General features: G+C 46.9%; 22 protein-coding genes and 2 pseudogenes. 11 read left to right on the top strand and 13 right to left on the bottom strand.

Annotated features, from left to right (window positions below; translation table 11 throughout):
- The first annotated feature begins 35 nt into the window (after positions 1 to 35).
- Both JMN17_RS15155 and JMN17_RS15150 read left to right on the top strand, forming a co-directional pair.
- A complete protein-coding gene (locus JMN17_RS15155; protein ID WP_087993634.1) occupies positions 36 to 392 on the top strand; it encodes a YisL family protein in 357 nt (118 codons plus the stop codon).
- A gap of 169 nt (positions 393 to 561) precedes the next feature.
- Positions 562 to 3,243: a S8 family peptidase gene (locus JMN17_RS15150; protein WP_202328472.1), complete on the top strand. Its 2,682-nt coding sequence runs from the start codon at positions 562 to 564 to the stop codon at positions 3,241 to 3,243.
- A gap of 31 nt (positions 3,244 to 3,274) precedes the next feature.
- On the opposite strand, the gene JMN17_RS15145 is transcribed toward JMN17_RS15150, so the two are convergent.
- Positions 3,275 to 3,832: a DUF2777 domain-containing protein gene (locus tag JMN17_RS15145; protein ID WP_202328471.1), complete on the bottom strand. Its 558-nt coding sequence runs from the start codon at positions 3,830 to 3,832 to the stop codon at positions 3,275 to 3,277.
- 169 nt (positions 3,833 to 4,001) lie between these two features.
- Here JMN17_RS15145 and asnB point away from each other — a divergent pair, with 169 nt between their 5' ends.
- Entirely contained in the window at positions 4,002 to 5,846 is a 1,845-nt protein-coding gene (asnB, locus tag JMN17_RS15140; protein WP_087993631.1) for an asparagine synthase (glutamine-hydrolyzing), read from the top strand.
- 137 nt (positions 5,847 to 5,983) lie between these two features.
- Here asnB and JMN17_RS15135 read toward each other — a convergent pair whose 3' ends face one another.
- On the bottom strand, positions 5,984 to 6,451 hold the full coding sequence (locus JMN17_RS15135) for a DinB family protein (protein WP_087993630.1): 468 nt from the start codon (positions 6,449 to 6,451) through the stop codon (positions 5,984 to 5,986).
- A 207-nt stretch (positions 6,452 to 6,658) separates the two neighbouring features.
- Here JMN17_RS15135 and JMN17_RS15130 point away from each other — a divergent pair.
- Positions 6,659 to 7,470: pseudogene (locus JMN17_RS15130) on the top strand (phytoene/squalene synthase family protein).
- Positions 7,471 to 7,502: 32 nt separating this feature from the next.
- Here JMN17_RS15130 and JMN17_RS15125 read toward each other — a convergent pair.
- A complete protein-coding gene (locus tag JMN17_RS15125) occupies positions 7,503 to 8,870 on the bottom strand; it encodes an MATE family efflux transporter (protein ID WP_087993628.1) in 1,368 nt (455 codons plus the stop codon).
- Positions 8,871 to 8,993: 123 nt separating this feature from the next.
- Here JMN17_RS15125 and JMN17_RS15120 point away from each other — a divergent pair, with 123 nt between their 5' ends.
- The 3 genes from JMN17_RS15120 (at position 8,994) to JMN17_RS15110 (ending at position 12,123) form a co-directional block, all read left to right on the top strand.
- On the top strand, positions 8,994 to 9,857 hold the full coding sequence (locus tag JMN17_RS15120) for an AraC family transcriptional regulator (protein ID WP_202328469.1): 864 nt from the start codon (positions 8,994 to 8,996) through the stop codon (positions 9,855 to 9,857).
- A gap of 17 nt (positions 9,858 to 9,874) precedes the next feature.
- Entirely contained in the window at positions 9,875 to 10,888 is a 1,014-nt protein-coding gene (locus JMN17_RS15115) for a LacI family DNA-binding transcriptional regulator (protein ID WP_202328468.1), read from the top strand.
- Between the two features lie 206 nt (positions 10,889 to 11,094).
- Positions 11,095 to 12,123, top strand: a complete 1,029-nt coding sequence (locus JMN17_RS15110; protein WP_202328467.1) for a Gfo/Idh/MocA family oxidoreductase — start codon at positions 11,095 to 11,097, stop codon at positions 12,121 to 12,123.
- 47 nt (positions 12,124 to 12,170) lie between these two features.
- Here JMN17_RS15110 and JMN17_RS15105 read toward each other — a convergent pair whose 3' ends face one another.
- On the bottom strand, positions 12,171 to 12,680 hold the full coding sequence (locus JMN17_RS15105; RefSeq protein ID WP_087993623.1) for a DinB family protein: 510 nt from the start codon (positions 12,678 to 12,680) through the stop codon (positions 12,171 to 12,173).
- A gap of 49 nt (positions 12,681 to 12,729) precedes the next feature.
- A pseudogene (locus JMN17_RS15100) lies at positions 12,730 to 13,379 on the bottom strand (LysE/ArgO family amino acid transporter).
- Positions 13,380 to 13,461: 82 nt separating this feature from the next.
- On the opposite strand from JMN17_RS15100, the gene JMN17_RS15095 reads away from it, so the two are divergent.
- Positions 13,462 to 14,913 (top strand): aminotransferase-like domain-containing protein, encoded by a 1,452-nt coding sequence (locus tag JMN17_RS15095; protein ID WP_202328465.1) that lies wholly within the window; start codon positions 13,462 to 13,464, stop codon positions 14,911 to 14,913.
- Positions 14,914 to 14,919: 6 nt separating this feature from the next.
- Here the strand turns inward: JMN17_RS15095 and JMN17_RS15090 are convergent, their stop codons facing one another.
- Positions 14,920 to 15,558 (bottom strand): pentapeptide repeat-containing protein, encoded by a 639-nt coding sequence (locus JMN17_RS15090; protein WP_202328464.1) that lies wholly within the window; start codon positions 15,556 to 15,558, stop codon positions 14,920 to 14,922.
- A gap of 204 nt (positions 15,559 to 15,762) precedes the next feature.
- On the opposite strand from JMN17_RS15090, the gene JMN17_RS15085 reads away from it, so the two are divergent.
- Entirely contained in the window at positions 15,763 to 16,569 is an 807-nt protein-coding gene (locus tag JMN17_RS15085; RefSeq protein ID WP_202328463.1) for an alpha/beta fold hydrolase, read from the top strand.
- A gap of 27 nt (positions 16,570 to 16,596) precedes the next feature.
- On the opposite strand, the gene cysC is transcribed toward JMN17_RS15085, so the two are convergent.
- From cysC to JMN17_RS15070, 3 genes are all read right to left on the bottom strand, one after another.
- Positions 16,597 to 17,196 (bottom strand): adenylyl-sulfate kinase, encoded by a 600-nt coding sequence (gene cysC, locus JMN17_RS15080; RefSeq protein ID WP_087993618.1) that lies wholly within the window; start codon positions 17,194 to 17,196, stop codon positions 16,597 to 16,599.
- Entirely contained in the window at positions 17,193 to 18,362 is a 1,170-nt protein-coding gene (gene sat / locus JMN17_RS15075) for a sulfate adenylyltransferase (protein WP_202328462.1), read from the bottom strand. The genes cysC and sat overlap by 4 nt, the downstream gene beginning before the upstream one ends.
- A gap of 103 nt (positions 18,363 to 18,465) precedes the next feature.
- Entirely contained in the window at positions 18,466 to 19,179 is a 714-nt protein-coding gene (locus JMN17_RS15070; RefSeq protein WP_202328461.1) for a phosphoadenylyl-sulfate reductase, read from the bottom strand.
- A gap of 187 nt (positions 19,180 to 19,366) precedes the next feature.
- Between JMN17_RS15070 and JMN17_RS15065 the strand changes: the two genes are divergently transcribed.
- Entirely contained in the window at positions 19,367 to 20,053 is a 687-nt protein-coding gene (locus tag JMN17_RS15065) for a 2-phosphosulfolactate phosphatase (protein WP_087993615.1), read from the top strand.
- Positions 20,050 to 20,808, top strand: coding sequence for a phosphosulfolactate synthase (locus JMN17_RS15060; protein WP_087993614.1), 759 nt, complete (start codon positions 20,050 to 20,052; stop codon positions 20,806 to 20,808). Before JMN17_RS15065 ends, JMN17_RS15060 begins: the two co-directional genes overlap by 4 nt.
- Positions 20,809 to 20,851: 43 nt before the next feature.
- Here the strand turns inward: JMN17_RS15060 and JMN17_RS15055 are convergent, their stop codons facing one another.
- The 4 genes from JMN17_RS15055 to JMN17_RS15040 all read right to left on the bottom strand — a co-directional run bounded on the left by JMN17_RS15055 (position 20,852) and on the right by JMN17_RS15040 (position 24,937).
- The gene (locus tag JMN17_RS15055) at positions 20,852 to 21,481 is read right to left on the bottom strand and encodes a YitT family protein (protein ID WP_087993613.1); all 630 of its coding nucleotides are present in this window, start codon (positions 21,479 to 21,481) and stop codon (positions 20,852 to 20,854) included.
- Positions 21,482 to 21,576: 95 nt separating this feature from the next.
- Positions 21,577 to 22,692: a mandelate racemase/muconate lactonizing enzyme family protein gene (locus JMN17_RS15050; RefSeq protein WP_087993612.1), complete on the bottom strand. Its 1,116-nt coding sequence runs from the start codon at positions 22,690 to 22,692 to the stop codon at positions 21,577 to 21,579.
- Positions 22,693 to 22,700: 8 nt separating this feature from the next.
- Positions 22,701 to 23,969, bottom strand: a complete 1,269-nt coding sequence (locus tag JMN17_RS15045; protein ID WP_087993611.1) for an MFS transporter — start codon at positions 23,967 to 23,969, stop codon at positions 22,701 to 22,703.
- 110 nt (positions 23,970 to 24,079) lie between these two features.
- Positions 24,080 to 24,937 carry a GNAT family N-acetyltransferase gene (locus tag JMN17_RS15040; protein ID WP_202328460.1) on the bottom strand — a complete coding sequence of 286 codons (858 nt, stop codon included), beginning with the start codon at positions 24,935 to 24,937 and terminating at the stop codon, positions 24,080 to 24,082.
- Positions 24,938 to 24,942 lie beyond the last annotated feature (5 nt).

Genomic DNA, 24,942 nt, shown 5'->3' with positions numbered 1-24,942 from the left:
AAGTGGGGTAATTTATCTGATAGGGGGGAACCTGTATGACACACTTACATATTACGACATGGGTGGTAGCGCTGATTCTGCTTTTCGTCAGCTACTCGCTGTATGCGTCAAGAAGTGCGAAGGGCGCAAAAATCACTCATATGATTCTGCGGTTATTCTATATCTTAATTATTTTGACCGGAGCTTGGCTGTTTGTCGATTTCGCCAACTGGAACGGAGAATACGCCGGCAAAATGATTCTTGGCATTATCACTATCGGCCTGATGGAAATGCTCCTCATCCGCAAGAAAAAAGAAAAATCAACCGGAGGCCTATGGATCGGCTTCGTCATTGTCCTTGTGCTGACAGTGCTGCTCGGTCTGCATTTGCCAATCGGCTTTCACTTATTTTAATAGAAACAGTGCGAACCCGGCTCTATGGATGGAGTCGGTTTTTTTTTTGTGATTTATCCCTTATATTCCAAATCATTTAAAATAACCTTAAAATTCCCTATAAGCGGTATCTCGTCCTATGAAATTATGATACCTTCAAGAAGATTCATTATTTTACAGGAGGGATATCATGAAACGCAGAAAATTCAGCTCGTTGGTGGCGGCAGTGCTCATTTTTGCACTGATCTTCAGCCTTTTTTCTCCGGGAACCAAAGCGGCGGCCAGCGCGATCGATCAGGCGGCTGCTCTGGAAAACGGCAAAGAACAGACAGGCACCATGAAGGAACCGGAACAGGTGAAATGGTACAAAGTGACTCCGGGAAAAGCGGATATTCAGAAAAACTCACATATGGCACTGACCGTAAAGAGTGATTCAGTATTGAATGTATCTGTATATCCAAGTATGGAAAAAGCGCTTAAAGATGAAACGTTTGAAATGTATCGTTCTTACACGGCGGAGGATGGAAAAAGCGAAGTGATTTTTCCGTACGCGTGGAGCGGCCCCTACTATGTAAAAGTTGAATACCTCGGGGAAGAAGAACCAGAGGACGGCGGAACGGCGGAAGCAGCCGCGGAAGCCAAGTATACGATTGGGTATAAAGGCACGAAAAAGCAACCGTCAGATTTAGAACAGGAAGAAGCTTGTCCGGTAGAAATGAGTGTCGATCAGAAAAAATCGGGAAAAAGCATCCTGGACAAGCTGAGAGCGATTCGCGATGACCAGTTAAACCAAACAGCAGAAGGCAAAGAACTGACAAGCCTTTATTACAAAGCGGCACCGTTTATTGTGGCAAAGCTCGCATTCAATAAAACAGCGAGAAATGAAATCTATCAGGATCTTGTGACATTAAAGCCGTTGTTTGATGATGTGTCAGAAAACGGTGCATCATCTTCATATCAGATAACTGAAAAGGATCAAAAAGCGATCAATCGGCTATACGAGAATGCTTTACAATCCGTCCCGTCTTTCCTTAAAAAGGAGATAAAGAAACAGGCGGAACGATTCAATATCGAGCAGCTGCAAGGCAAAACAGCTGGAGCGATTTTAACTGAAAATAAACTTGCGGCAAAAAGTGAAGTTCAGAAAACAAAGGTCATTTTCAAGGTGAAGAACAATAAAAGCCTCTCATCCGTACATAATGAAATGAAGGGCTTTTCTGCAAGCGCGCAATCGAAAAAAGACATTTCCAATGTGAAAAAGGCAAAGAAACTGTTTGACAATCTTTATTCATTTGAGCTTCCGAAAGACGAAAAACAGAACGGCACATATACGGCAAGCGCAAAACGGGTCAAAAGCGCTGCTGCGACATTATCCAAGATGTCTAACGTAGAGTTTGCGGAACCTGTGCAGGAATACAAAAGCCTGTCAAACGATATTCAATATCCTTACCAATGGCCGCTTAAAAACAACGGTGAAAACGGCGGTGTTAAAAACGCGGATGTGAAATACGAGCCTGCCAGCTCCCTGCTGTCCAAACGCAAGCTGAACGATACATTCATTGCGGTCGTAGACACAGGTGTGGACAGCACACTTGCCGATTTAAAAGGAAAAGTAAGAACAGATCTCGGACGCAATTTTGTCGGACGGAATAACAACGCAATGGACGATCAGGGGCATGGGACGCACGTCGCCGGCATTATCGCCGCTCAAAGCGATAATGGCTATTCAATGACTGGTTTAAACGCCAAAGCGAAAATCATCCCGGTAAAAGTGCTTGATTCCACAGGAGCCGGAGATACTGAACAAATTGCCCTTGGCATCAAATATGCTGCTGACAAAGGGGCAAAGGTGATTAATTTAAGTTTAGGCGGAGGCTACAGCCGCGTACTTGAATTTGCTTTGAAATACGCGGCTGACAAAAATGTCCTGATTGCCGCAGCCAGCGGAAATGACGGAGCCAATTCCTTATCTTATCCCGCTTCTTCTAAATATGTGATGTCAGTCGGAGCAACGAACCGCATGGATGTGACCGCAGATTTCTCTAACTATGGAAAAGGTCTTGATATCTCCGCGCCAGGGTCTGATATCCCGAGCTTAGTGCCGAACGGAAATGTCACGTACATGAGCGGAACGTCTATGGCGACACCGTATGCTGCCGCTGCTGCAGGCTTGCTGTTTGCACAAAACCCTAAGCTGAAAAGAACAGAAGCAGAGGATATTTTGAAAAAGACGGCGGATGATATTTCGTTTGAAAGTGTCGATGGCGAAGAAGAAGAATTGTATGACGATTATGGTGATCCGATTGACATTCCGAAGATCCCCGGAGTTGACTGGCACTCAGGCTACGGGCGGCTGAATGTCATGAAGGCTGTCAGCGCAGTTGATGTACAGCTCAAAGTCAACAAGCTTGAAAGCACACAAACAGCCGTCAGAGGAAGCGCGAAGGAAGGCACGCTTATCGAAGTGATGAGCGGCAAGAAAAAACTCGGCAGCGCCAAAGCCGGAAAAAATGGTGCATTTAAGGTCACTATCCCAACTCAAAAACAAGATCAAATACTGTATGTAAAAGCAGCAAAAGGCGATGCGAAAACGTCGTATAAAATTGTCGTTGTCAAAGGAAAACCTTCAGGCACACCGAAAGTAAACGCAGTGAAAACGAAAGATACGGCAGTGAAAGGAAAGGCGAACAGCAAAGCAATGATCAGAGTGAAAAACAAATCAAAGAAAGTCATCGCTTCTGCCAAAGCTGACGCGAAAGGAACGTTCACGGTGAAAATCAAAAAACAAAAAGCCGGAACGGTGCTGTACGTCACGGCTGCTGATACAGACAAAAAAGAAAGCAAGAATGTAAAAGTCGTCGTTGAAAAATAACCAAAAAGCGGTGCTCGCTGCACCGCTTTTTTTATTTGCGCCCCCGCTGGACCGCTGAATACATAATGGATCGCTTTCCGTTTGATGCCGTCCATTCGAACCGGTCTCCTGTCCCTTCGCTGCTATAGTGATGCTGCATCGCGCATTGGGCGGTGTCGTTTGAAAAGTGATAAAAAGAAACACCCTGCTCCTCCGATGTATTCGTAAAGACTCCTTTATTATAAGAAAACACGCAATCGAATACCGATAAGCCAAAGCTGTGCAAATGCTGTAAAAATGCGAGAAAGGTTTCGTCATCAAGCGAATCCAAAAGCGTTATGAGCGGGCGCTTGACTGATTTCTCATAGCGGATGCGTTCTCCGCCTGAAAGGGAGATGTTTTCTTCACCGCATGCCAGAATTGATTTATCCTGAAAGCCGGCCGGTTCCCACTTTCCTTTATGATGGAGCCAGATTGGGCTGTGATGCAGACTGTCTGCCAGCAGTATATCGCCTTCTCCGTTTTCGATTAAACAGATTCCATCTTCGATGAGGATGGTGCCGTATTCCCATTTTCGTTCCTCTTTATATAATAATTGCTTCCGTTTCATGCATGCTGTCTCCTTTTTCTTCTTTCCTCTCCTTTCTTTCCAATTCAAGCCTGTCCCATACAACTCTTTTGTGGACAAATCAACTATCTGCCTATAGATGCATAAACTTACTAAGGTGCTGAAAGAAACGAAATTGTGACGAAAGAAACGGGATTGGAGCTGATATCACATGTGTGGAATTACGGGTTGGGTCGATTTTAAAAAGCAGCTCGTCCAGGAAAAACAAACGATCAACAGAATGACAGACACTCTTTCCAAACGGGGGCCTGATGATTCTAACGTTTGGGGGGAGCACCATGTTTTATTCGGACATAAAAGGCTTGCGGTCGTTGATATCGAAGGCGGGCGCCAGCCGATGGCATGCACCTATAAAGGAGATACGTACACCATTATTTACAATGGCGAGCTGTATAACACGGAAGATCTGCGCAAAGAATTGCGGGCGCGGGGCCATCAGTTCGAGCGAACGTCAGATACCGAGGTGCTGCTGCACAGCTACATTGAATGGCAGGAAGACTGTGTAGACCATCTCAATGGCATATTCGCTTTTGCTGTGTGGGATGAAAAGCGTGAACTGCTGTTTGCCGCGAGAGACCGTCTCGGCGTGAAGCCGTTTTTTTATACGGAGCAGGGGTCTTCTTTTCTCTTCGGGTCAGAAATCAAAGCGATTCTCGCACACCCTCATATAAAAGCCCGAGTGGACAGAACAGGACTTTCTGAAATTTTCGGACTTGGACCGTCCAGAACCCCGGGTACTGGCGTATTTAAAGGCGTGAAAGAAGTCCGGCCGGCTCACGCGCTGACGTTTTCCAAAGACGGGCTGAACATTTGGCGTTATTGGAATGTTGAAAGCGAAAAACATACGGACAGTTTTGATGACACGGTTGCCAATGTCAGGTCGTTGTTTCAGGATGCGGTGACGCGGCAGCTTGTATCGGATGTGCCGGTTTGTACGTTCCTATCAGGCGGACTGGATTCAAGCGCCATTACAGCGGTTGCGGCAGGCCATTTTGAAAAGGAAGGAAAAGCCCCGCTTCATACTTATTCGATTGATTACGAAGAGAATGATAAATTTTTTCAAGCAAGCGCTTTTCAGCCGAATGACGATGGGCCTTGGATTGAAAAAATGACAGATGCCTTCAGCACAACGCACCACAAATGCGTCATCAGCCAAAAGGATCTCGTCGATCATTTAGAGGAAGCCGTATTGGTTAAAGACTTGCCGGGAATGGCTGATGTCGACTCATCCCTGTTGTGGTTTTGCCGGGAAATCAAAAAGGACTTTGTCGTCAGCCTGTCGGGAGAGTGCGCGGATGAGATTTTCGGAGGGTATCCGTGGTTCCATACAGCAGACGTTGAGTCGGGATTTCCGTGGATGAGATCGACAGAGGAGCGGATCAAGCTGCTATCTGAATCATGGCAGAAAAAATTGAATCTAAAAGAATACGTAAATGCCAAATACGAAGAAACCTTGGCGGAAACACCATTATTAGACGGAGAAACGGGTGTGGACAAAGCAAGAAGACAGTTATTCTATTTAAATATGCTTTGGTTTATGACGAACCTTTTGGATCGGAAGGACCGCATGAGCATGGGAGCGAGCCTTGAAGTGCGGGTGCCGTTCGCCGATCACCGGCTCGTGGAATATGTTTGGAATATCCCATGGGAAACGAAAATGCATGACAACCGGGAAAAAGGCATTTTGCGCAAAGCGCTAGAGGGCATTTTGCCTGATGACATTCTGTATCGCAAAAAAAGCCCGTATCCGAAAACACACCACCCTGAATATACAAAAGGCGTCAGCGAATGGCTGAAAACGATCAGAAGCCAAAAGGACTCCGTGCTCCATACCCTGCTGGACAGAAAACAATTGGATCAGCTCTTAGAAACGGAAGGCTCCTCCTTCAAGGTTCCGTGGTTCGGACAGCTCATGAAGGGGCCTCAGCTGATCGCCCACCTTGCCCAAATTCATACGTGGTTTGAAGCGTATCGCATTGATATTGATGAGGGATAAAGATATTTAACATTATGATCTAGAAGGTATATATATAAACAAAAAAGGATAGGTGAGCAGAAAATATGCTCTACTTATCCTTTTTTTGTACTGCAGAACCAATTTCGACTTGTTGTTGCACGAAAGCCCCCGTTACTTCAATAGTTCAATTTTCTCCCAATGAAATTAGCTGATATAGGGCTTAATTTTAATTCCCTAGCCCATACAGAAAGTTGGCCAATATGGTGAATTTCGTGAGCAATGATATGGTGTAATATATCATCTCTCGTATATAAAACCTCTTTATCCCAAGGAACGCTTACAAGTTCATCTTTTATTTCATCTGAATTTGTTTCTAAAAAGTCAATAATGTCAGTTCGGAAACTAATTGAAAGGGATTGAACCTTCTCTAGTGTATGATAATCAGCGAACTGAACAACGATATCTTCTTTCCCTTGGATAGCACGAACCCAACTATATTCCACGTCAATAATATGAAAAAGGGTATATAAAATACTTCCTACCCCACCAAGATGGTTTTTCAGTAACTCTTCAGTGGATAGTTGATGACACCAAGTAAACCATTCATCTCTTACCTGCCAGTTATACTCAAAAAATTTTATCACTTAAATCACTCCAATAATAGGATACATCAAATAACAATTATCCTTTTTCCCTTACATTCCTCCTTTTATTGAAGTAACCTGCCTGTGACATGAAAGGCAAGTTTAGCTGTCATCATAAAAACATACACTCACTTATCTTTTACAAAGTGGGAATCGGCTTTTTCTTCATATACAATTGGGAGAAAACATAATAGACTTGAAGAAGCAGTGATACATAGGAGTGAAAAGAAATGAAAGAGATAAAAGAAGCCTATCAGCAGTGCGGGCAGATCGTCAGCGCCCGCGAACCAGCCTGCTACAAAGCATTCTCGTTTCTGCCGCTGAAGCAAAGACAGGCCGCTTGGGCGGTCATGGCGTTTTGCCATACGGCGGCCAGTGCGGATGAGAAGGCGTTATTTGCCATGGAAGCTGAGGCGGAACAGGTTTTTTCCGGGACATATAACGGAAATGATTATTTATGGAAGGCTTTCGGCCATACGTATCAGACCTTTACATTGGACAGCGGGCTGTTCCGTGAGTTCATTGCCGGACAGAAAGCGGAAGATAAACCGTTCGAAAGCCTTGATGAACTGCTCATGCACGCATATCAGACGGGTGGTGCGGCCGGATTGATGCTGCTGCCGATACTGACACGCCGAAACCAAGATCAGCTCAAACAAGCAGCCGTCTCTCTCGGCTTGGCTATACAGCTGATTCAAATCTTAAGAGATATCGGCACGGATCAACAGCAAAAAAGCCGCATCCCTCGGCAGGTGATGCAGCAATTTGGATATACAGAGGACGATCTTCAGAAGGGCGTCGTCAATAAGCCGTTCACCATGACATGGGAGTATATCGCTTTTGAAGCGGAAGCCTACCTTGAAGAGTGCCAGGATGCCTTGTCGCTATTCCCAATGTATTCGCAAAAAACGGTGAAAGCCGCTCTTCATTTGTACCGTGCTGTTTTAGAAAAAATCCGGTCGGAGCAATACGATGTCTTTCAACATCAATACACTGTCACAGAGAACGAAGCGTTCTGATATCTAAAAAACACCCGGCCTTGAACCGGGTGTTACGCCATGCCTTTTTGAATCCAGATACGTGAGCGCCATCTTCTGTACATTAAGATTCCCCGGACCCATTCGTCCGCGATAAAGGAAATCCAAATGCCGGCAAGACCGAAACCGAGGTGGATGCCGAATAGATAGGCAAGCGGGAGCCCGATGCCCCACATCGAAATCATTGCCATGTAGACAGGGAACTTCGCATCGCCAGCCGCCCGCAGGGAGTTGATAATGACGACGTTAAATGAACGGCCCGGTTCAAGAATAATCGTCATCGCAATCAATAAGCTTGCAGTCGCGATAATATCAGGGCTTTGTGTAAAGATGCCGATGAGATCCTTGGAAAAGATCGTCATTAAAACAGACGTTGCCGCCGCAATTCCGAGGGCCCAGTATAGGCTCTTCATACAGCGTTCATAAGCGGCGTCAAACTGTTTGCCGCCGATATAGCGGCCGATTAAAATTTGTGTGCCTTGGCTGATCGCGGTGCCGAACAGCAAAATAAACATCGTAATATTTTGCGTGTACACTTTAGTTGTCAAAGCCTGCGCGCCCATGATGGCGATAAAATAAGTGACAATCATTTGCGACAGGTTATATGAAAGCTGTTCTCCCGCAGAAGGGATGCCGATTTTCAGCAGCTTGCGCAGATGCTCTTTATGCATATGAAAGACTTTTTTCAACGACAATTTCAGCTGAATGCGTTTGTTGACAATGACAATCATCGCGATTAATCCGATGACGCGGGCGATAGATGTAGATATCGCCACACCGGCAACGCCGAGAACAGGAAAGCCGAACAGGCCGAAAATCACAATAAAGTTTCCAGCAATGTTTAAAAGGTTCATGCCGATTGTGACAAACATTGTATCTTTTGTGTAGCCGTAGCTTTTTAAGATCGCGCTGAACGTCATAATTAAAGCCTGAATAAAGGACAGACCTCCGACAACTTGTAAAAAAACTTTCGCATCAGGCATCAGTTCGTTTGATAATCCCATCATATGAAGGAGAGGGACCGCCGCGAAAAAGACGAGGGCGCTGATGGCAAGGCTGATGAAGAAGTTGGCGCCGATTGACACATAAGCGACTTCCATGGCTTCTTTCTTTTGCCGTGACCCTAAAAATTGTGAAATGATAACGGTCGTTCCTGTTGCGATAAAGCTGAACATCACGATAATTAAATTCAAAATCTGGTTGCTGACGCCGACTGCTGCCACGCTGTTATCTGAGTATTGGCTGAGCATCAGTGTATCGGCATTACCCATAAACATATATAATGAGACCTCGATAAAGATCGGCCAAGTAAGCGAAAATAATGAGAACGATTTGTCAGCGGGTTTTTTCAAAGCAGTTGATTTGAAGACAGCTTGTTTCATTGTGTCTAACCCCTTTCGTAAATAAAATCAACGTTTTAAAGTGTACCTCCATTTTCCTATAATAAAAAGGGAGAGAAACGATACTTCTTGCAAAAATCCGACTTAAAAAGGAGGATGATCAAAATGCCCCGCATCCAGTTTACAGTCCCGCCATTTCCGGTATTTATCGCAGCCGGAGAAGGGGTTTTTAAAAAGGGAGAAACCCATGTGAAACGAGTATTCTCTGTGTTTGACCTGATATACGTCAAGCAGGGAACGTTATATATTACGGAAAATGAAAAATCGTTCTCAGTTGAAGGGGGCGAGTACATCTTGCTTTCTCCCGGTCTTGAACACTATGGGACGAAGGGCAGTGATGAAGCAGCCTCCTATTATTGGCTTCACTTTGATGAACATCGGTATAAATTTACGGCAAAGGGAGGCAGCAATTGGTCTGAGCTTCAGCAGGAAAAAGGGAGCTTCGAGGAGCCGGCCCGCTACGGACTGGCTTTGCCGAGAAAAGGCAAGGTGCAGCGCCCGCAGTTTATGGCGCAGCAGTTTGAAAGGCTGATCGATTACTCCGCGGAAAACTCCGATTTGCCGCTTAGAAAACAAATCTTATTTGAAGAGCTGATGCTGCATCTTCAAAAAGAGGCGTTTCAAATTCCGTCTGCGAAAGAGCGGGTTGCCTGGGAGGCGGCCCGGTACTTACAGGAGCATTATAAAGAAAAGACAACAATCAAGGATCTATCGCTCGCCCTTCACTATCATCAGGATTATGTGAGCCGCTGCATGCAGCAGGTGCTTGGCGTTACGCCTGCACAATACACGAACCGGGTGAGAATGACGGAAGCGAAGCGACTTTTATCCTCTACAAACGATAAAATGGGCGTTATTGCGGAAACGATCGGAATGGAAGACCCGACATACTTTTCAAAACTCTTTAAGCAGATAGAAGGCATTTCACCAATTGAATACCGGAAAATTGTCAGCAGGAAAGTTCAATAACCAGACGAGGGATGAATATGAAAACAACAATCTACGATGTGGCAAGGGCGGCGGGTGTCTCGATCACAACTGTGTCGCGTGTGATTAACAATACCGGCAGAATCAGTGACAAAACGCGGCAGAAGGTGATAACTATCATGAAAGAAATGGCGTACACGCCCAATGTCCACGCCTCGGCGTTAACGGGAAAACGAACGAATATGATCGCTCTTGTGACGCCTGATATTTCAAATCCTTTTTACGGCGAACTTGCCAAAAGCATTGAGGAAAGGGCGGGTGAGCTCGGTTTTCAAATGATGATTTGCAGCACCGATTACGATTCGAAAAAAGAAACAAAATATTTTTCTGTCCTGAAGCAGAAAAAGGTGGACGGCATTATTTTTGCGACAGGGATTGAGAATCATGACAGCATGTCTGCTTTGGAGGAAATCGCCAGCGAACAAATCCCGCTTGCCATGATTTCTCAGGATAAGCCGCTGCTCCCGATGGATATTGTCGTGGTGGATGACATTCGCGGCGGGTACGAGGCTGCCAAGCATCTTCTGTCACTCGGCCATACGAACATCGCCTGCATTGTTGGAGACGGGTCAACGACGGGTGAAAAAAACAGAATCAAAGGCTTTCGCCAGGCGATGGAGGAGGCGAACGCGCCTGTCGATGAATCGCTTATCGTCCCGACGCGATTTTCTTTGGAAAGCGGCAAGGAAGAAGCGGGAAAATTGCTGGACAGGAACGCCCCGACGGCTATTTTTGCCTTCAACGACGTACTGGCCTGTGCCGCCATACAAGCTGCGAGGATAAGAGGCATAAAAGTGCCGGACGACCTTTCGATTATCGGTTTTGATAACACGATACTTGCAGAAATGGCGGCCCCGCCCCTGACGACCGTGGCCCAGCCGATTAAAGATATGGGGCGGAGCGTCACCGAACTGCTGGCCGAAGCCATCGAAGGAAAACGAAAGACGAAACAAAAAATCGTGCTGCCGCCTGAGCTTGTGGTCAGACATTCCACATCACCGCTCAAAACTTGAGCCCGCTAATGAGCGGGTTTTTTCATGTTGACAGTTGAAGCCAAAAAACATATTGCGTGCAGGGAAAAGACATTGTAAAATGAAACCATCTTTTGAGAAAGCGCTTGCGCAACGTGTTAAAGCGGATTGGAGCGCTGTTTTTTAGCTGTTGATAGAAAGCGCTTTCTTAAGGCGGTTCCAAAATGCGATAAAGGAGAGGATGGGACGTGGAACATCAAGTAAGATGCGCGGTATTAGGGTTAGGAAGGCTCGGTTATAACCATGCGAAAAATCTCGTCACAAGTGTTCCGGGGGCAAAGCTGGTCAGTGTCGGTGATCCGTTGAAAGGGAGATCGGAGCAAGTTGCCAAAGAATTTGGTATTGAAAAGTGGTCAGAGGACCCGTATGAGATATTGGAAGATCCCGGCATTGATGCTGTCATTATCGTAACGCCGACAAGCACACATAGCGATATGATCATCAAAGCAGCGGAGAACGGCAAGCAGATATTCGTTGAAAAACCGCTGACATTAAGCCTTGAGGAATCAAAAGCGGTTTCTGAAAAAGTGAAAGAGACAGGTGTCATTTGCCAAGTCGGCTTTATGAGGCGATTCGATCCCGCATACGCAGACGCCAAACGGCGGATCGACGCTGGAGAAATCGGCAAACCCATCTATTATAAAGGCTTTACGCGCGATAAAGGAACGCCTCCGGCAGCGTTTATCAAACACAGCGGCGGGATCTTTATAGACTGCTCCATCCATGACTATGATATTGCCCGTTATTTGCTCGGAGCAGAGATCACTTCTGTTTCCGGACACGGCAGGATCTTGAACAATCCGTTTATGGAGGAGTATGGCGATGTCGATCAGGCATTGACATATATAGAATTTGACTCCGGCGCAGCGGGGGACGTCGAGGCAAGCAGAACTTCTCCATACGGACATGACATCCGGGCGGAAGTTATCGGGACTGAGGGCAGTATTTTCATAGGGACATTGAGAAATCAACACGTGACCATCCTGTCGGCGAAAGGGAGCAGCTATGATATTATACCAGACTTTCAAACTCGTTTTCATGAAGCCTACTGCTTAGAGCTGCAGCATTTTGCCGAGTGTGTCCGGGATGGAAAAACACCGATCGTGACAGATGTCGATGCAACGATCAATTTAGAAGTCGGCATTGCCGCGACCCAATCGTATCGAAGCGGCAGGCCTGTACAGCTGGATGTGAAAAGTGCTCACATTCGGTTATAGGCGTCGGCACACCCGCACATCTTTCCGATCAAAAAAGCAAGGACAGTTTAGCCCTTGCTTTCTTTCTTCTCATATAAATAGTATACATAATCAGTAGGTACGCCTGGATGGCCAAGCTGCCTCAGCATGGCGGTCACGTTCCCTCTGTGATACGTGCCATGATTGATGACATGCAGGATGACGCCTGTATAAGTTGTTACGAGTGTTCCGTGTGTCGGATGCTGAAATAAGACCTGCTGTTCAAAGTCCGTCTGGCGGCTGAAGAAATCGTGATACTGTGCCTCCAGTTCAGAAAAATGCCCATTAATCACTGCCATATCACGATGCGCGGCCTCGAATTTTCCGACGCTGTCTATCACCTCTTGGTAGGTTGCTCCTGAAAGAGTTTTCAGCCAAATGTAGTCAGCCCTGCACATATGAAGCAGCACGTCGCTGATAGAAGGGAATACGCTCTGTACTTCTTGATAAGCTGTTTCCTCCGGCAGGCTTTCGATATGATTCAAGATTCGCTTATTCGCCCAGGAATGGTAGTCATAAAACTGTTTAGCATCAGTCATCAGCATTGCCTCCTTTTCTATGACATTCGCTGTGTCTTTTGTTTTCCCTTCAATTTCTTAACAGTGATACTCCGAAATACCCTGCTGCTGCCCACATCACCACTGCCGAGCATTTGTTTACGATCAGCATAAGCCTGCCGCTCGTATCCATTGTCTGAAACAGCCGGCCCGCTATCGCAAGACTGATAAACCAAAACCAAGACACAGCGATGCAGGCGGCCATAAAGAGCCATTTTTCAAGCCCCGAGTATTGGAGCGAGCTTGTGCCAATGACGCCGATCGTGTCCAGAATGGCGTGTGGATTTAAAAGAGAAACGGCGGCCGCAAACGCAGCTTGTTTTTTAGCTGTGAACGTATTTTTCTCATTTTGGTTTGCTTTCGGATGGCTGTTCCAAGTCACCCAACCCATATAGAGGAGAAACAAAAATCCCCCGGCCATCATCACTGTTTCAAACACAGGCAGCTGCTGAACAATGACAGATACACCCGCAACGGCTAATGCGATTAATAGGGTATCGCAGACAGCAGCGCTGATGACGGCGGGAAGTGCCCGCCAAATATGCCTTTGCCATGTCCCTTGCTGAAAAATAAATACATTTTGCGCTCCCAGCGGCAAAATTAAGCCAAAGGCAAGCACAACTCCGTGAATGATTGCATTCATGCTGAAAAAACTCCCTTCACATCTGTTTTTTCAATCATAAGGGAGATTTTTTCCCAAGTCTCCGGCCATTTGGTTGGGTTTAAGACCAGCCAAATGTATAATGTGAAGAAAAGAGGGGGGATGAACTTGTCGCAATGGCGGCCAAGCCGATATTCGGATGTTCCGCTGCATCGGCAGATCGAACAGTACATGAAAGACAAAATTCTTCACGGAGAGTGGGCTGTAGGGACGAAAATCCCTTCACAGAGAACGCTGGCCGACATGTTTCAAGTGAACCGCAGCACAGTGACAGCAGCCATTGACGAACTCACGTCTCAAGGCCTGTTTGAGGGGAGAAGAGGTGGCGGCACGAAGGTTGTAAACAGTACGTGGAGCGTGCTGGCGGCTGAGCCTCCTCTCGATTGGAGCAATTACGTCCGTTCAGGTATTCATCACCCTAATTCTTCCATCATCCAGGAGATTAATCAAAACGAACCAAGAGCGGATATCATCAGATTAGGCACAGGGGAGCTTTCACCGGACCTGCTGCCTGCTGGCACAATGCGCCGGATGTTTCAGCAGATCAATCCGCACGCCCTGTCTTTAGGATACGAGCAGCCGAAAGGAAATCGTAAGCTGCGGGAGGCGGTGGCGGATCATTTGAAAGGCAAGCAGATCCATGTATCACCGTCAGCGATTTTAATTGTGTCCGGCGCGCTTCAGGCGCTTCAGCTTATCTCGATCGGGCTTTTAAAACGAGGTTCAGTCATTTTGACGGAAAAGCCGTCCTACCTTCAATCTTTGCATGTGTTTCAATCAGCGGGGATGCGGCTTCGCGGCATGCCGATGGATGAAGCGGGAATCAAGGCGGGGCTTATTTCTTCTTATCGAAAACAGTACGGAGGGCAGCTGCTTTACACCATTCCGTCGTTTCATAATCCGACGGGCACTGTTATGTCAGAGCAGCGAAGGGAAGAGATCATTGGCCTGTCAAAAAAAGAGCAGCTGCCAATCATTGAGGATGATGCGTACGGTGAATTATGGTTTGAAGAAAAACCGCCTCAACCGTTAAAAGCAATGGATCATGAAGGCAATATTTTATATGTGGGCACGTTTTCAAAAACAGTGAGCCCCGGCCTGCGAATCGGCTGGCTGGCCGGACCGGAGCCGGTCATTGAACGGCTGGCGGACATTAAAATGCAGACAGACTACGGATCGAGCGGCCTGTCCCAGTGGGCGGCAGCCGAATGGCTGTCACAGGGGTATTATGAAGAGCATCTGACATGGATACGCGGGGTTTTAAAACAAAGGAGAGATGCGGCAGTTCAGTTTCTCGAGCGGTATGCCGGGGACATCGCGACGTGGCGGATTCCCGCCGGCGGCTTTTATATGTGGGTGACATTTCACAAACCCTTGCCTGTCAGCCGTTTCTTTCATGAACTGCTGAAACAGCAGGTGCTGGTGAATCCCGGTTCTATTTATAACGGCGAAGATCGCAACAGCATCAGGCTGTCATATTCCTATGCATCTCTTGCGGATTTGGAAACAGGCATTAAAGCGGCAGCCGATACAGCCCGCCGCCTGATGATCTAACATTTGTTATACAATGACAGCTCCCAGCGCCCTGGCGAAAGCCATCGCGTGCTCCGGCGCGATTTTGCAGCCTTTCAATTTGTCGAGGGAGACATGAAGCTGTTCAAAACGGCAGGTGCTGATGTCCATATTTTGAAGGGACGTGCCGGTAAAGCTGGCGCCTTCCAGTTCGCACCCGTCAAAGTGTGTCTGCTGGAGCGTCATATTGCTGCACTCACTTTGCATAAGGGCACAGTGATCAAATCGAACTTGTTTCATATTTGAGTAAGAAAATGAACTGAAATGTCCGTGGCATTCCTCGAATGAAACATTCCGCAGCGTTGAGTCCACCACATTCATTCCAACCATTTTTGATTGCTTAATGGAAGTTCTGTGAATGACAGCTCCGCTGAAATCGGTGTTTGACAAATCACATTTTTCAAAGATCACATCGGTCAGTTCAATCTGCCGGAAAGACACATCAATAAATACGACATTTCTGAATACCGTTTTTTCCACACAAAGTTTTTCAATATCTTCGCCGCAGATTGTACAATCTTCAAACAAGCGCATGCTGATTACATCATCCTGCACCGCGGTTTTATGGAAATCTGCGGTTTGCAGGTTTTCCGGTATGTGAGGTTTTTGAATCACTATTTTATTCATGCGATGACATCCTTTGCTGCCCGAAAACCAGAAGCCTCCGGGATCAATTTAATAGATCGTTACGGGAATTGCTACATATAGTGAATCATGAAGAGCCTTTTCTTGGTATGGCAGCCCGCTTGTTTTGTAAGCATAAATGGAAAGCTTCCTGTACGTCAAGGCGTTTACAGACCGGGAAAGAAAAGGGAACAGGAGGAGTGCGGAATGGGGCATTACATCAAAACCGAGGAGCATGTGACACTGTTTGTAGAGGATATCGGGCATGGAAGGCCGATCATCTTTTTGCACGGGTGGCCGTTGAATCATAAGATGTTTGAATATCAAATGAATGAGCTTCCGAAAAGAGGATTCCGTTTTATCGGCGTTGATTTACGGGGATATGGGCAATCTGACCGCCCATGGGAAGGCTACGATTATGACACGATGGCCGATGATGTCAAAGCTGTCATTTATACACTGCAGCTTGAGAACGCGATTCTTGCCGGTTTTTCGATGGGCGGCGCAATTGCAATCCGTTATATGGCAAGGCATGACGGAGCCGATATTGGTAAGCTGATTTTATTGTCGGCAGCGGCCCCCGCATTTACAAAACGCCCGGGTTATCCGTACGGAATGAGGAAGCAGGATATTGACGATATGATCGAACAATTCAAAATGGATCGGCCCAAAACACTTGCTGATTTAGGGACACGGTTTTTTGAGAAAAAAGTGTCGCCAGAGCTCAGACAGTGGTTTCTCAATTTGATGCTGGAGGCTTCCTCCTATGGGACGATCTACTCAGGCATTGCATTAAGAGACGAGGATCTCAGAAAGGATCTTGCGTCAATCAAGGTGCCTGCGCTGATCCTGCACGGGAGAAAGGATCAAATTGCGCCGTTTGATTTTGCAAAAGAATTGAAGCGCGGCATCAAGCAGTCTGAATGGGTTCCATTTGCAAAAAGCGGGCACGGAGCTTTTTATGAGGAAAAAGAGAAGATCAACAGTTTGATTGCGCAGTTTGCCAAATCATGAGAAAAAACCCGATATTGATCGGGTTTTTCATATGATGCCTTTATTTTGCAGTTCTGTAATGATCAGATCAGCTCCATCGGAAATAGATGTCTGGTCTGACTCAATGATCAAATCCGGTGAAAGCGGCTCTTCATACGGAGAATCGATTCCGGTAAAATGTTTGATCTCTCCGTTTCGCGCTTTTTGATAAAGTCCCTTCGGATCGCGCTGTTCACAAACATGCAGCGGGCACTTCACATAAATTTCGAAGAACTCTCCTTCAGGGAATAGCGCTCTGACCATGTCCCGGTCCTCTCTGAATGGAGAAATAAAAGCCGTTAAAATCATTTGCCCGCTGTCGACAAACAGCTTCGCCACTTCTCCGATCCGGCGGATGTTTTCAATCCTGTCTTCAGTCTGAAAACCAAGATCTTTGTTTAAGCCGTGGCGGATATTATCGCCGTCAAGCACATAGCTCTGAATGCCCATACGGTACAGCTTTTCATCAACGGCATTGGCCAGCACTGATTTTCCTGAGCCGGACAGCCCGGTAAACCAGAGGGCGCAGCTTTTGTGTCCGTTTAAGGACTGTCTGTCAAACTTTGAGATTGCAGCGGGGTGCCAAATGATGTTCGGATTATGCGTCATTGCAATCCCCCGCTGTTTTGCTGGATGGCAACGGGCTGTTGGTGTAGACCCTTGATCAGCACGTTTGCGACCTCAGGCCGGCTGAATTCTTTAGGCGGTTTTTTTCCTTGGCGGAGAAGCTCTCTTACTTTTGTGCCTGATAAGTGGATGTGGTCTCTTTGGCTATGCGGACATGTTTTCGAGGTGGCCATGTTTCCGCATTTCCGGCAGTAAAAGCTGTGCTCGAAAAACAGGGGCTTGATGCCCAGTTCCTCCTCTGTGAATGATTGAAAAATAGTTTGTGCGTCGTACGTTCCGTAATAGCTGCCGACACCCGCGTGATCACGGCCTACAATAAAATGGGTGCAGCCGTAATTTTTGCGGACGAGCGCGTGGAAAACCGCTTCCCGCGGACCTGCATACCGCATGGCGGCAGGGAAGACCGATAACATGACGCGATCCTTTGGATAATAGTGATCAAGCAATACCTGATAACTTTCCATTCTGATATCGCTTGGGATATCGTCTGACTTCGTTTCTCCGACGAGCGGATGAAGCAGCAGACCGTCGACCGTTTCTAACGCTGTTTTTTGAATGTATTCATGCGCTCTGTGAACAGGATTTCTGGTTTGAAAACCGACTATTGTGTGCCAGCCGAGGTTTTTAAAGGCCGCTCTTGTTTCTGCAGGCGCTGCGTAAAACTGTTCGAAGGTTTTGTCGGGTAGGCGGCTCACCGTGATAGGCCCTCCGATATAGTAATCCGGACGCTCCAGCAGTTTTTTTACGCCTGGGTGGGCAGGATCGCTTGTTTTAAAAACAGACAGTGCTTCTTGTGTTTTATCAGGCTGGTATATATCAATGACTGTGATCATGCCGTAGGCAACGCCGTCTTTCACAAGCTTGACGCGATCTCCGGCAGACAACTGTTTTGCTGTTTCTTCTCCGACAGGGAGCGTAATCGGCAGGCTCCACGGTAAGCCGTTTGCCAGCCTCATCTCTTTCACAACAGAATGATAATCTTTTTCTCCCAAAAAACCAGTTAACGGGCTGTAGCCGCCGATCGCGATAAGCTCCAGGTCGCTCAGTGCAAGCTGATCCAGCTCCGCTTCGCACGTGCACCCTTCAAAATGGCATGCGGGATCGCAGCGGTTGATTAACACCCCTCCATGGGGCTCGTTTCCATTCAACGTGTTCAACCTCCATTTTTACGTTTCCTTTGTTCTCTTTTCTGCGCTTGCTCAAAGCTTTAAAGCAGCGTTCAACATTCTTTCAACAAGGACATGCCGGCCATTATTCTTGATGCAGGCCGCATTCTGTTTTCTCCCGTCCGGCCCATCTTCCGGCCCTCTCATCGTTCGGGTCCGAGGAAGGCAATGTACACATTTCACAGCCTATGCTCGGGTAATGTTGATCGTGCAGTTTGTTATAAGGTAAATTGTGCAGGCGGATGTACGTCCAAACGTCACCCCATGTCCAGTGGATGAGCGGGCAAATTTTAATGAGCTCAAACTTCTGATCCAGATTCACGTATTGAATATGCTTTCTTGAAGGCGACTGCTCCCGGCGCAGCCCTGAAATCCAAGCTGTCATGCCGGACAGGTGCTTTTTCAGCGGCTCGATTTTTCTCAATTGGCAGCATAGGTTAGGGTTATGCTGCCACAGTTCTTCGCCGTATTGCGTCTCCTGTTCTTTTAAGCTCAGCTCGGGTTGGAGTAGCTGGATTCTCAAGCTCGGATATCGCTCTTTGACGGTCTCGATCAGCTCATATGTTTCTTGAAAATGCAGCCCTGTATCCAAAAAGATGATGTGCGCGTTTTTGTTGATTTTTGATAATAAATCGAGAAGCACCATCCCTTCTGCGCCAAAGCTGCACGCGTACACAATCTTATCCCCGTATGTTCGGTAAGCCCATTTCAGCACATCGAGCTCATCGATCAATTGACCCGTTATCTGTTTGGCCTGCGTGTCGTTCCATGTATCATATGTGATGATTTGTTCGTTCAACGTTTTCCCCCCGTTTGCATCTGTCTGTTTTTAATCTATTGATCGAGTTATAGGCAGACTATTCATTTTTTGCATAAAGGTTCAGGTTTTTAGGTGCGGCGTCCGCCTAAAATGAGGGGCGGAACCATTAAGAGACCAGCTGAATATGCTTTTAAGCAAAATGGTTTTATGCCCAAGGAGAGGTGTTATGCCGATTACCATTTATCAGGGGCATCATCATTCGCTTGCCCCGGCGGATATTAATATCGTCATTGATGTCATCAGAGCCTTTACAGTCGCCCATTATGCGTTTATCGGCGGGGCGAAAGAAATTTTATTGGTCCGGACAGCTGACGAAGCCTTTGCGCTGAAAGACACCTATCCGGATTACGTATTGACGGGAGAAGAAAAGGGGGTCGGTATCAGCGGGTTTGATTTGGATAATTCACCAAAACGCATGGCGGAGCAGGATATGGCGGATAAGCGCCTGATCCAGAAGACAACAAACGGCGTCACAGCGGCGTTAGGGGCGCTGAACGCCAAGCATCTGTTCGTGACCGGATTTTCAAACGCCAGAACAACTGCAGAGCATGTGAAAACGCTCGCGGCAAAGGATTGTGTCATGAACATTGTCGCTTCCCATCCGTCAGGTGATGACGACATGGCGTGTGCGCAGTATATAAAGGGCATCATTGAAGAGACAAATGAGGCAACGGCTGCGGAGGCGATTGAAAGAATAAAACGCTCATCTGTTGCGGAGAAATTTTTTGACTGCCGCCAGCCATTGTTTGATTCGGAAGACATCGTATACTGTACAAAAGAATTGACAGGCGATTTCGTCATGAAAGTGAAACAAGAAAGCGAAGTTCCAACGATAGAGAGGGTCATAATATGAATGATTTTTCACTAGAATTGCCAGTGAGAACAAGCAAGCCGAGAGAAACCGGGCAGACCATTTTAATCGATAACGGCTATCCTTTGCATTTTTTCAAAGATGTAATAGCCGCGGCGTCCGACTATATTGATTTTGTGAAATTCGGCTGGGGCACATCATTACTTACGAAAGATCTTGAAGGGAAAATCAGCACGCTGAAAGAGCATGACATTAAATTTTTCTTTGGCGGCACACTGTTTGAGAAGTATGTAAGCCAGAAAAAAGTGAATGAATTTCATCGGTACTGCACCTATTTCGGCTGTGAATATATTGAGATTTCAAACGGTACGCTCCCCATGACAAATAAAGAGAAAGCGGCTTATATTGCCGATTTTTCCGATGAATTTCATGTGTTCAGCGAAGTGGGCAGTAAGGATGCGGAATTATCAAGCCGGCAAAGCTCTGAGGAATGGCTTGAGTATATCGTTGAGGATATGGAAGCGGGCGCGGAAAAAGTGATGACGGAGGCCAGGGAAAGCGGGACAGGAGGAATCTGCTCGAGAAGCGGCGATGTTAGGTTTCAAATTGTCGATGACATCATTTCCTCAGATATTGATATGACCCGGCTGATTTTTGAAGCGCCGAACAAAACGCTCCAGCATGGGTTTATCCATAGGATCGGGTCGAATGTGAATCTGGCCAATATCCCATTTCAAGATGCAATCGCGTTGGAGACGCTGCGTTTAGGGTTAAGATCCGATACCTTTTATTTGTAAAACGGCGGCTGCGGGGCTCTCGTCGTGAGAGAGCCTCTGCCTATTATTTTTTATGGCGGTACATAGGCGTGAGATAGGGGAGTGAAGTCAGACGGATGTTATAGATGAAGTCGATGACTCTTGTCGATATGACTTGGCATATCAAAGCTTGAATGACGATGCCCCAGTCAATAATAGACGCAGTAACCATAAAAATGATGCAATTCATGAAGAGCAGGATCGTTCCGGGATTCCCGCCGCGGTAGATGGAAATCATCAGGGCAAGGGCTCCGAATCCTCCGTTTGAAATTTTATATTTGTATAAAAGTCCGATGCCGAGTCCCAATAACACAGCGCCGCTTGCCAGATCAAGCCACAGGTTTGATGTGATATCCGGTAAAACCACATCAAAGATCAATACCGAGACAGAGGTGACGGTAATCGAGGCGAGGGTGCCGGTGAATGTTCTCATCTCCAGCCATTTTAAAGCGGTAAAAAGCATCGACACATTCACGGCCCATACTGAAAAGCCATGAGGAATTTGAAACAGATAATGCAATAGCACCGCGATACCTGCTGCCCCGCCTGTCGGAATATCATGCGGAAATAAAAACAAGGACATGCCGAGTCCCTGTAATACGCCGCCTGCGACAATCATAAACGTGAGTTTTGCTTTCATCAGCAGTTCAGCCATTAAGTCGTTTGCTCCTTTATGAAAAGACTTGTCCGCTGTTTCCATTTTATGAGGCTGTCCATGATTTATGTCTGCAAATAAAGAAATGGCCCAGCTTAATAGACTGAGCCGTCCCACTTGTAGCGATTGACGATGTCCATATTGATTTCTGAGCCAATGCCTTTGCCTTTCGGGATGTGGACCAGTCCTTTTGAAGGCTGAAGGCCGATGAGATCTGTAAAAGGATTCTCCATGACGTCCCACTCAATCGGTTCAATTTGATCGTTTTCCATTTTAGACCATGGAGCCAGACACGCTTGTGCAAATAAAGCATATAGGCGTGAGAGCGATCCATCATATGCATGTGCGGATGCTCTGACGCCGAAATAACGCGCGAGCTGGAGGGAGTCCCGGAATTCATCAATTCCGTTAACATGCATGACATCGGGCTGAATGATATCCAAGCACCGCTGGGAAAGAAGGGGCGCAAATTGGGCCGCGCCTTTCATATTTTCTCCTCCGGCAACAGGAACAGATAAACGGCTGCGCAGCAACGCGTAATCCTGCGGGTGATCAAAGGGCAAAGGCTCCTCGAACCAGCCGATGTTCATCCACTCATGAAAATAGCGTTCCCATTTGAAAGCGGTCGCGGCGTCGTAGCTTTGGTTTGCGTCCAGGATCATCGTAATGGAGCTGCCGGCCGTATGCTGCAGTGCGTTAATGTGCCGTACATCTTCCTCGAACGCAGTCCCGCCAATTTTGACTTTGATTTGCTTAAAGCCCTTTTTTAACTGGATTTCTACTCGGGCAACGGATCGGCTGATCCATTGCGAGTGTTCTGAATACGATTGAAAAGAGGCATATACAGGGATCTCTTCTCTGTACCGCCCGCCCCATAGTTCGCAAACCGAACAATCCGCAGCTTTGGCCGCAATTTCTGTCAGCGCCATGCTTACGGCGGAGGCCGCCCGCTGATGCCATTTTTGAATCGTGCGCACTAATGGCAGGCGGCTGCCGGCCTGTTTCCCTAAAAGATAGGGAATGATCCGTTTGGTAAAACCGATATGGAGAGCCGGGAGCCAATCAACACACTCTCCCCAGCCGTCAATCCCGCTTTCGGTGACAATTCTGATGAGATAGCAAGTTCGATAGCGCTTCAATCCGTTTGCGTCTCCGTATGGCTCTTCTAATCGATGCAAAAGCGGAAAGGTCTCAATCCGTTCGATTTTCAAACTGGATACTACCTTTCCTCAGCTGGCTGAAGCCGATTGCCAGACATTTTAGGATCTTCTTTTTCTTTTGTTTCTTCTTTGTCTTGATTCACATGGATGAGCAAAATCACGAGAATGCCGACAACAAGCGTCAATCCGGCAATGCTTAAAAACATGCCGGGTCTGGACCATTGCATCAGGCGGCCGAAAATCGGAGGCCCGATGGCAACCCCTAAGAAACGAACCGATCCGTACAGCGAGGTCACAAATCCCCTTCTTTCTTTACCGACAGCCCCGGTAATAAAGCTGTTCACGCAAGGAAGGACAAGGCCTGAGCCTATACTGCTCAGCACAAGGACGCTGATAAAAAACACAAGATTCTCAATGAAAGACAATGACGCATAAGAAACAGTCATAAAGGCCAATCCGAGAACGATCAGCTTTTTCATTAACGATTGCTTTTTCCCGATCTTGCTTCCGGTTGTATAGGACGTCACACACATGACCAAAAGCGGAATCGCCAAAATCAAGCCTTTTTTGACGCCATCGGTATCGTATGTTTTTTCGAGGACATCAGATAGGTAGAAGAGAATCCCGAATAAGGTAAACAAACAAGTCGCACCCGCTAAATAAGCGGTAAACAGCCATCTGCCTTCATGTTTAAAAACACTTAACAGGCCTTTCGCATATTTTCCGATCGGGGGCGGTTCTTTTTCCTTTTTCTTTTCTTTAATAAAAATCCAAGTCAGCACGATCGAAATGATACAAAACACCGGGAAGGCAAAAAACGCGCCATACCAAACAAGCAAAGCGATAAGCGATCCAATGATTGGCGAAAGCACTTTTCCCATGCCGTTTGAGGCTTCAACGAGGCCGAGCACCTTGCTTTCTTGGGCGCCTTTAAACAGATCACCCGTCAGCGCCATGGCAATCGGGCCCGTTCCGGCTGCTCCGATTCCCTGCAGCGCCCGTCCTGCCATGACCCAAGGGTATGCATTGTCAAAAAAACCTGCGGCAAAACCGGCTAACAGGCCGCCGGCACCATACAGAAATAAGCAAGGGATAATAATGATTTTCCTTGAGAATCGGTCGGCGAGATAACCGACAATCGGAATGGCAAACGCCGCAATCAAGGAAAATACTGTGATTACGAGACTGACCTGAAATTGAGATAAATGAAGTTCAGATTGCATTTTTGGCAAAATCGGAATAAGCATTGAGTTTCCAAGTGTTAATATTAAAGGGATTGAACCGATTGCAACAATCGTCATTCCGTTATTTTGTTTTGATGATTCCATCTCAGAGCACACTCCTTTTCTTCTGCTTAGAATGTCCCTGATAGCTTCATTTATTCAACGTTCAGACAGCAAAAAACCGAACAGAAAATACCTGTTCGGGAAAAAGAGGGTTAGCCGAACCCTTGTGAGATCAAGGCGAATAATTGTCCGTTTCTAGCGGGCAGTGTCTTATTTGGGTAAAGCATGAGCGGGGGCTCATCGTCTAAGTGAAAGCCCATCGCTTCCAGTCTGTCATGCAGAGTCGTGTGTTCAGCCGGTATATCGATGCGCATTGGCCCTTGTTTGCCGTCGGCCAGCCTGTTGATTAATCTTGCAGCAACGTCTGACGATGGGGCGATGAGGGGGCCGAATTTCAGATTGGCAGGTGTCTGTACAGAAAGGCCGTAGCCAATCAGCTGACCCTTGTTGTTTCTGGCGATAATACATTCCTTTGAAATGGAAATAAGCTGCTGCATAAGGTTTGATCGATCTCCGCCAAAGGCTGCCAGGTCGGCAGCGGCTAATTCTTGAAAATCTTGTTCTCTAAAGGATGCCAGTTCTGCATCAAGGTGATCTTGCTTTTCAATCGGTTGAAAACTGTGACAGCTGTACTTTCGGACTGAACCCGCCGTATGAAAACCTGCCTTTTCATAAAGCGGCAAACCTTCTTTTGTGGCGCAAAGCCTGATGGTGGTGCTTTCATCCGTTTGGCTGATACACGCGTTTACCATCCGGCGCCCGAGACCGAGCCGTTTGTATTCCTTATCCACGATGACGAGTCCGATAGAAGCAAGACGGCCAAACAAAAACAAGCCGATACAGGAGATGATGTCTCCGCGGACATTTTGATAACCGAAAAAGCGTCCTTGTTGGAAAAGCATTTTCAGCTCTTGTTCGCCATAATCCGGCCACCCGGCTTGCCTGCAAAGCCGCAATAGGCCGGGAATATGTTCTTCATGAAGCTCAATCAGCTCTTCCATTACCTTCACACAGT

This window comes from Bacillus sp. RHFS10 (assembly GCF_016757475.1).
Classification (GTDB): domain Bacteria; phylum Bacillota; class Bacilli; order Bacillales; family Bacillaceae; genus Bacillus; species Bacillus subtilis_G.
Note: the sequence above shows the minus strand (reverse complement) of the source record. Positions and strands in the feature narration are given on the sequence as shown.

Excerpts from the sequence above, each read along its gene's own strand:
- JMN17_RS15085 (WP_202328463.1), top strand. The coding sequence starts at position 15,763 with ATGGGGCATTACATCAAAACCGAGGAGCATGTGACACTGTTTGTAGAG.
- JMN17_RS15045 (WP_087993611.1), bottom strand. The coding sequence starts at position 23,969 with ATGGAATCATCAAAACAAAATAACGGAATGACGATTGTTGCAATCGGT.
- asnB (WP_087993631.1), top strand. The coding sequence starts at position 4,002 with ATGTGTGGAATTACGGGTTGGGTCGATTTTAAAAAGCAGCTCGTCCAG.
- JMN17_RS15065 (WP_087993615.1), top strand. The coding sequence starts at position 19,367 with ATGCCGATTACCATTTATCAGGGGCATCATCATTCGCTTGCCCCGGCG.
- JMN17_RS15115 (WP_202328468.1), top strand. The coding sequence starts at position 9,875 with ATGAAAACAACAATCTACGATGTGGCAAGGGCGGCGGGTGTCTCGATC.
- JMN17_RS15095 (WP_202328465.1), top strand. The coding sequence starts at position 13,462 with ATGAACTTGTCGCAATGGCGGCCAAGCCGATATTCGGATGTTCCGCTG.
- cysC (WP_087993618.1), bottom strand. The coding sequence starts at position 17,196 with ATGACGCATAATCCGAACATCATTTGGCACCCCGCTGCAATCTCAAAG.
- JMN17_RS15090 (WP_202328464.1), bottom strand. The coding sequence starts at position 15,558 with ATGAATAAAATAGTGATTCAAAAACCTCACATACCGGAAAACCTGCAA.
- JMN17_RS15055 (WP_087993613.1), bottom strand. The coding sequence starts at position 21,481 with ATGGCTGAACTGCTGATGAAAGCAAAACTCACGTTTATGATTGTCGCA.
- JMN17_RS15145 (WP_202328471.1), bottom strand. The coding sequence starts at position 3,832 with ATGAAACGGAAGCAATTATTATATAAAGAGGAACGAAAATGGGAATAC.
- JMN17_RS15125 (WP_087993628.1), bottom strand. The coding sequence starts at position 8,870 with ATGAAACAAGCTGTCTTCAAATCAACTGCTTTGAAAAAACCCGCTGAC.
- JMN17_RS15155 (WP_087993634.1), top strand. The coding sequence starts at position 36 with ATGACACACTTACATATTACGACATGGGTGGTAGCGCTGATTCTGCTT.
- JMN17_RS15060 (WP_087993614.1), top strand. The coding sequence starts at position 20,050 with ATGAATGATTTTTCACTAGAATTGCCAGTGAGAACAAGCAAGCCGAGA.
- JMN17_RS15105 (WP_087993623.1), bottom strand. The coding sequence starts at position 12,680 with ATGACTGATGCTAAACAGTTTTATGACTACCATTCCTGGGCGAATAAG.
- JMN17_RS15150 (WP_202328472.1), top strand. The coding sequence starts at position 562 with ATGAAACGCAGAAAATTCAGCTCGTTGGTGGCGGCAGTGCTCATTTTT.
- JMN17_RS15120 (WP_202328469.1), top strand. The coding sequence starts at position 8,994 with ATGCCCCGCATCCAGTTTACAGTCCCGCCATTTCCGGTATTTATCGCA.